Origin of the sequence: Paenibacillus sp. FSL H7-0716, from assembly GCF_038002705.1 — a bacterium.
GTDB classification, from domain to species: Bacteria; Bacillota; Bacilli; order Paenibacillales; family Paenibacillaceae; genus Paenibacillus_AQ; species Paenibacillus_AQ odorifer.
Genome location: NZ_JBBODA010000026.1, coordinates 74,433 through 80,876, shown reverse-complemented (window position 1 = coordinate 80,876; position 6,444 = coordinate 74,433). Strand labels below are relative to the sequence as shown.

Sequence of the window (6,444 nt, the reverse complement as noted above, 5' to 3'; positions counted from 1 at the left end):
GCCGGCATCACTCCGGCCGAGCTGCGGAAGCGTAGCGGCGTACCCACCGCCGCCGCTATGCTTCAAAACAACTACTACGGGTGGTTTCACCGGGTAAGCCGCGGGCGTTACACCCTGACCCCAGCCGGTCATGCGGCGCTGGTGGAATATGCCGCGATAACAAGCGGCGTACCCAATATCAGCAATCATCCCATTAATTAGCTAACCTAGCCTGGACAGTCCTTCTATCGATTATTTCTTTTTAGTCGGGTCTTACTCTTTTAGCTCGGTTCTAATCATTTACTCAAACTTTAAACTTATTATTCTGATGCACACATAACATGTGTACATAACGCCAAAAAGCATCCCAACTACGGGATGCTTTTTCGTATGTCTAATCTTATTTAAATCCTATCTCTGTGCATTCCATGTTCTTAACTTACACTTAACATATTAGTATCTGGAGCGTACCACGCTCTATCTACACTCATATCACATTTAGATTACGTTTTAATACACCCTAGTATCTCATACGTGTCATGTCTTATTTCACTCATATCTCATGAGTATCTCATACGTACCACATTTAGATTGCATTCTTAACACATTAGTATCTTGCTCATCACATTCAGATTGCATTCTTAACACACTAGAATCTCGTTCGTACCACGCTCTATCTCATACATACCACATTCGTATTACATTCTTACCACGAGTTTAACTCGCTCTTCCCACGTTCGTAAATCATTCTCATCACATTAGTAACTCATACGTACCACGTTTGCATCTCACTCTTATCACGTTTTCATATCTCATGCGTACCTCATCCTACTCTACATGACTGTACTTAACTAACTTATTTACAATCTTCGAACACGAGCGCTATATACTAATTACCATTTTCTCTACTCTTGCTTTAACAAGCTACTCTTACGCAATCATTCACATTAGTACCCCTATGCTACATTCAACATCCACTAATACTAAATCATTCAAAGCAAAATAAGCTTTAAAAACACCCTTCCGAAAAGGGCACACTAAGTTATTAGGGAAATCCTCCCCAATATTCTTCGATTCACACGCTAAAAACCATATTTTAGGGAATTTCTCCCTGATTTTCGCCAGATTTACCCCTAAAATGGGGTATCCCTTGATTTTTTAGGGAGAAATTCCCTAAACAGTCCATTTTAGAGTTCAAATCGACCAGTTTTAGGGAGGATTTCCCTAAATAATCTCACAGCACGCACTTCGTCTTGCCCAACGTGTCATTCTATCCTTGTTGTAGCTCTAAGAGTGTCTTGTATTATGTTTGTTCATCCGTCAGCTCATCTGTCAGTCCACGTATCTGTCTATTCATCCACCTATGCATCTTTCCACAGTCCGACTATTCATCTCTACGATAAATCCTCAATCGTCCTGACCCTTTATTCATTTCACTCGTACTTCATCATTTTCATCATTTCATCCACAACTTTCATACCACTACCTAACTCCGGGCTGTGAACTCCTTAACCGCTTCGCTCATCAGGTTCATGCCAAGCAGCAGCTCATCCCGGCCGGGATGGCTAAAGTTAAGGCGAAGGTGATTGCTGACTCCATCTACACTACATAACGGACCTGGCAAAAAAGCCACTCCCTTACCTAGCGCACATTTGAGTAATGCCATAACATCCATTCCCTCTGGTGGTGCGACCCACAGGAACATGCCTCCTGATGGAAGATCATAGGAGCTGCCCTTCCAAGCAGGCCGCTTGAGCAATTCCACCATAAGCTTCAGACGGGTGTTATACTCTCGATTCAGCTGCGCGATATGCTCACGCAGATCAAACGCAGACACATCCAATAAATGATGCAGCAGCCGCTGATTTAATGCGCTCGACTGCCAATCGGCCATCTGCTTAGCCGCAGACATCATTCTGATCAAGACTCGGCTGCCTGCCGCCCAGCCCGTCCGCAGCGCGGGCGCAACGGTCTTGCTGAACGAACCGATATAAAGCACGTGTCCGCCATCGCTGATATTTTCCAGTGCATACAAAGACGGATATCTTTTAGCCTTTTGTTCACCCTGCTTCTGGAAGTGCAAATCCCCATAAGAATCATCTTCCACAATCAAGATGTTATATGCGATACATAAATCCAATACTGCGCGGCGTCTCTCCAAACTCCATAAAATGCCGCTTGGATTAGTAAAGCTAGGGGTTGCGAACAGCATTTTCGGCTTATGCAGCTCGATCTGGCTCCGCAAATGCTCCGGATCAAGCCCGTCCAAATCACCCTGTACAGGAATAATAACGGCCCCCTGCATCCGAAGAGTCTGCAAAAATCCTGGAGAGGTCGGATTTTCTACTAATACACGATCTCCTGGATCAATATACACCCGCGACAACAAATCAATGGCTTGCTGGCTACCCGTTGTTAGCAGAACTCCACCCTCAACAACATTTACCCCTTTTTCTTTAAGCCAATCCCCAGCAAGCCACTCCCGAAGCGGTCCGTACCCTGCAGGATCACCATATTGCAGTGCTCCCGCATCTGCTGAAATCACCGTAGATGCTGCTTCAGCAAGCAGTGACAATGGGAATAGTTCTTCCGCTGGTAATTCTTCAGCTAGCGATATCATGGAGCTTCTCCGTGTTTGGGTGCGGATACTAAGAAGCGATGACGACAACAATGTGTGTGCGCGAGCAGAAAATTCGTAAATCATGCGAAATCCCCCTTCCCTGTTACCAAGTAGAAACGGCTTCGTCATCCTCATCCAAGGATGGGATGGTTACCCATTCAACATGATATTCTTACTTCTACTCCAAGAATATTCCACCCCATACGTCATTATGTCGTAAAGCGTGGGTTAGGCGTAGATTTGCCTGTTTTGTCTTGAGAAGAGCGCGAATTTCTCAATCGCTTGTGCCCGGGTCGAAACATCGAGCTTTACATAGATTTTGCGCAAATAATTATCAATGGACCGACGGCTTACCGCAATTTCAAGCGCAATTTTATCGTAGGTAATCCCTTGAACGATTCGCTCCATGATAAACATCTCTGTCTCCGTCAGTTGCAGAACATCATCTAATCCTTTAAATGTCGAAATCGGCCAAGCTCCTTTTTCAATCCATTCCAACGGCATTGAAAGAAAACCCTCCCGTAAACCCAGGATCAGCTGTAAAAGCTGACGGGGAGAAGCTCCCTTTGAGAATATCCCGCTGGCTCCTAGTTCTACGAGGGGCTGAAGCAGTTCTCGCCCGTCTTCATCTGTCATCACGACAAAATGTGAGTTTGGTGAGCTTTTTTTCATATTTAACAGCACACTCTCAATATTCCCCTCAGGCATATGATAATCTACTAGCACTAGCTCGGGATTTTTTTCCCTTACGATGGTAGCGCCTTCGTCCCAAGTGGAATACATTCCCAGAACCTTAAGCCCCTCTTCCTCTTCCAAAATCAATTTTGTCCCCAGCATACTTGTAGGATGACACCCCACAATGACCACCTGCCAAACCTTCATCATTAATGCCCTGACCCCCTGCTCTATATATAATCATCTAGAAAGGAAAGCGCCGCAGCGTTTCCGGTTAAAACGCAAGCAAGGCTGTATGATGACTTGTCTGTATAATCTCTAGCTGGTTACCTTGTGTACGTCTATCAGAATTCCAATCTATAGAAATTGTATCGCAGTAGTTTAATAGGATGCAATTACTTTTTCTAGTTTTCATACTCTCTTACATTTTTGCGAATCTTGTCAAAGTCTGATAGAATGGGGACTTGAAAAAAAGACCAACCCGAGGTGATAAAATGCAACCGCTAGCGGAAACGTCCCCGGTACGCTCGCGCTCTACTACTGCGAGAAACGGCCCTTCCGTAAAATGGTTTTTACTGTTCTGGATTATGATGATCGGACTCGGCGTATATGCTGTATACAGCTACACGAACCATCTGAAACAACAAGTGCTAACCGAACTTAGTACTCAGAGCCAGCAGCAGCTTACCGTTTTGAAGACCGACTATGAAGCAAAAATTGCCGTTCTCTCTGAAGAAGTGAAGGAATTGCAGAATACAGTGCAAAGCTTTAACGAACTATTAACCTTCACTAAAGATAATGCTAGTGCCAAGACAGATAACAGCAACAAGCTATATACGCAATTGAGTGAGGTAAGCAAACAGTTAGAAGCTTTGAAGAAAGAAATGGATCTGATCAAATGATGACGCCAGTCAAAAGAGTTAATCGCTCCTTCATGCTTCTAACTGCACCGTTCATAGGCTTGTTTATATGTATGTCGTGGTATCGACCACCGCTACAGCTAGACCTTGATGTAGGACAATTCACACCAAGCGCTGGGCCAGTGAATGAAACAGCTTCCTTAAAAAAAGAGCTGACTCTGGCAGAGGCCTCCGCAGCTTACACCATTGATGCTGTCAGCGCTAGTGCCAAGCTATATAAAGAGACTACCACTACGATGAATAAGCTGGTCGAAACAGCAAAGACTCAGGCGAACCGGCCTGAACTGATCTATAACCGCAGAATTTCAGCCAAGCTTGGAATACCTTCAGAGATTGTTACCAGCGACCGCATAAGAGTTGAGTTATATCGATTGAATCCAGGAAACTACAAAGCTTATGCATTGAAAATCAAATTGAAGGACCCGACCGCTATGAAGATGAGCTTGGCGGAGACAGCCTCCGGTGCGGAAACTACTATGCATGCCGTACAGCGTAATGGGGCCATTGCTGGTATTAATGCGGGCGGCTTTGCAGATCAATCCGGAAAACGTTATCCCTTAAGCACAACTGTAGTGGATGGAAAGTATTTATACGGTTTTGAGCCCACGTACAAGGACCTAAGTTTTGTTGGGCTGAACAAATCCGGGCAATTAATCGGCGGGAAATTCTACAGTCGCGCACAATTAGATCAGCTTGATCCGGTATTCGGCGCCACCTTTGTACCTGTCCTCCTTAAAAACAACATCAAAACGCCCATACCCGAAAAGTGGAAAACATCCCCTAATCGGGCACCACGTACCGTGATCGGCAAATATAAAGATGATCAGATCCTGCTTTTTGTAGCAGATGGATATAATGAGTATGGCAGCTCTGGTGCACAGCTGGAGGAGATTCAGAACAAATTATCGAATATGGGTCTCGTAGATGCTTATAATTTAGATGGTGGTGGATCTTCCTCATTGATCTTTAACGGAAGAGTTATCAATAAACCATCCGATGGAAATCTAAGAGCTGTGCCAACGAATTTCCTATTTTTTAAATAATATAGTAAATTGTCTATGTAACATATCACATTTGCGTTTATTTTTATTAAATTGCAGGTTATAATCTTGATAACGAATACATTCGCTATTGGAGGTGCCAGTATGTCGTTCTCATTAACCTTTTGGATCGTAATGTTCGTATTTGTGTTATTTATGGTCGGCATCCTTACCTCATCTTACAACGACGACAAAACAAAAGGCCTATAAAGCCGATATGTCCCTGCAGCCATTTGGTGCGGGGGCATTTTTTTCGTATACATAAAAAAACTGCCCTCCAAGTAGAAGAGTTCTACAAAGAGGACAGTTTTTTTATAAGCTCTTGGCTGTCAAAATTCAAAATATGTACTTCTTAGGCATGTCTTGGCAATTGAGTCATTTCCGAAAGGCATGCAGAACAAATATAACGATCTTTATATTCGCTTACACCATCCATTGATCCACAGAAAACACATTTTGGACGGTAACGCTCCAAGATGATATGGTCACCCTGTACCAAAATTTCAACCGGGTCGCCTTCATTCATCTGATACCTTTTACGCAGGGACTTAGGCAGAACAATTCTACCCAACTGATCCACTTTGCGAACTACACCAGCAGGTTTCATAACTAACGTACACCTCTCCTGTTCAAAAAAAATTATTTAGTAGCTACTACTTATTTCGGCTCTTTCAATATATTTCGTTACCTAATTGTCGAATCCTGCTGAAAAAAATAAAAAATTTGTCTTTTTTTAAATAAGATTAGGGAAATCCAATTGTCGAAGCGCCTCGTACACAATAATAGCTGCCGAATTTGATAAATTCAGAGATCTCACAGCATCACTCATTGGCATGCGCATTTTTGTTTCTTTGCCTGCTTCTAGAATCTCTGCAGAAAGCCCCTTCGTTTCCTTGCCAAAAACAAAAAAATCGCCATCTTGGAACTCAAAGTCGCTGTATCTTTTCTCTGCTTTCGTCGTTGCGTAAAAGAAACGCCCCTCGCTATATTTCTCCAAAACCTCAGCAAAGGAGTCGTGATATTCAATAGTAACAGCATGCCAATAATCTAATCCTGCTCTTTTTAATGTAGCATCGTCTGTACGGAATCCGAGTGGGCGAACCAAGTGAAGATGAGTGCCTGTAGCGGCGCAAGTACGCGCAATGTTGCCAGTATTGGCCGGAATTTCCGGCTCGACTAATACGATATGGAGTGCCATTATATGGTTCCT

At 43.7% G+C, this 6,444-nt stretch carries 7 protein-coding genes; 3 read left to right on the top strand and 4 right to left on the bottom strand.

Annotated features, from left to right (window positions below):
• The first annotated feature begins 6 nt into the window (after nt 1-6).
• Complete coding sequence (locus tag MHH60_RS25240; RefSeq protein WP_445667987.1) at nt 7-201, top strand: DUF2161 family putative PD-(D/E)XK-type phosphodiesterase; 195 nt, start codon at nt 7-9, stop codon at nt 199-201.
• Between the two features lie 1,264 nt (nt 202-1,465).
• Here the strand turns inward: MHH60_RS25240 and MHH60_RS25235 are convergent.
• A complete protein-coding gene (locus tag MHH60_RS25235; RefSeq protein WP_076103987.1) occupies nt 1,466-2,683 on the bottom strand; it encodes an aminotransferase-like domain-containing protein in 1,218 nt (405 codons plus the stop codon).
• 144 nt (nt 2,684-2,827) lie between these two features.
• Complete coding sequence (locus tag MHH60_RS25230) at nt 2,828-3,484, bottom strand: response regulator transcription factor (RefSeq protein WP_036684433.1); 657 nt, start codon at nt 3,482-3,484, stop codon at nt 2,828-2,830.
• 284 nt (nt 3,485-3,768) lie between these two features.
• Here MHH60_RS25230 and MHH60_RS25225 point away from each other — a divergent pair, with 284 nt between their 5' ends.
• A complete protein-coding gene (locus MHH60_RS25225) occupies nt 3,769-4,176 on the top strand; it encodes a hypothetical protein (RefSeq protein ID WP_036684435.1) in 408 nt (135 codons plus the stop codon).
• Nucleotides 4,173-5,237, top strand: a complete 1,065-nt coding sequence (locus MHH60_RS25220; protein WP_143766718.1) for a phosphodiester glycosidase family protein — start codon at nt 4,173-4,175, stop codon at nt 5,235-5,237. Before MHH60_RS25225 ends, MHH60_RS25220 begins: the two co-directional genes overlap by 4 nt.
• Nucleotides 5,238-5,586: 349 nt before the next feature.
• Here the strand turns inward: MHH60_RS25220 and MHH60_RS25215 are convergent, their stop codons facing one another.
• Together MHH60_RS25215 and trmL are read right to left on the bottom strand one after the other, a co-directional pair.
• Nucleotides 5,587-5,841, bottom strand: a complete 255-nt coding sequence (locus MHH60_RS25215; RefSeq protein ID WP_036684437.1) for an AbrB/MazE/SpoVT family DNA-binding domain-containing protein — start codon at nt 5,839-5,841, stop codon at nt 5,587-5,589.
• Nucleotides 5,842-5,967: 126 nt separating this feature from the next.
• Complete coding sequence (gene trmL, locus MHH60_RS25210) at nt 5,968-6,432, bottom strand: tRNA (uridine(34)/cytosine(34)/5-carboxymethylaminomethyluridine(34)-2'-O)-methyltransferase TrmL (RefSeq protein WP_076135879.1); 465 nt, start codon at nt 6,430-6,432, stop codon at nt 5,968-5,970.
• Between the last annotated feature and the right edge of the window lie 12 nt (nt 6,433-6,444).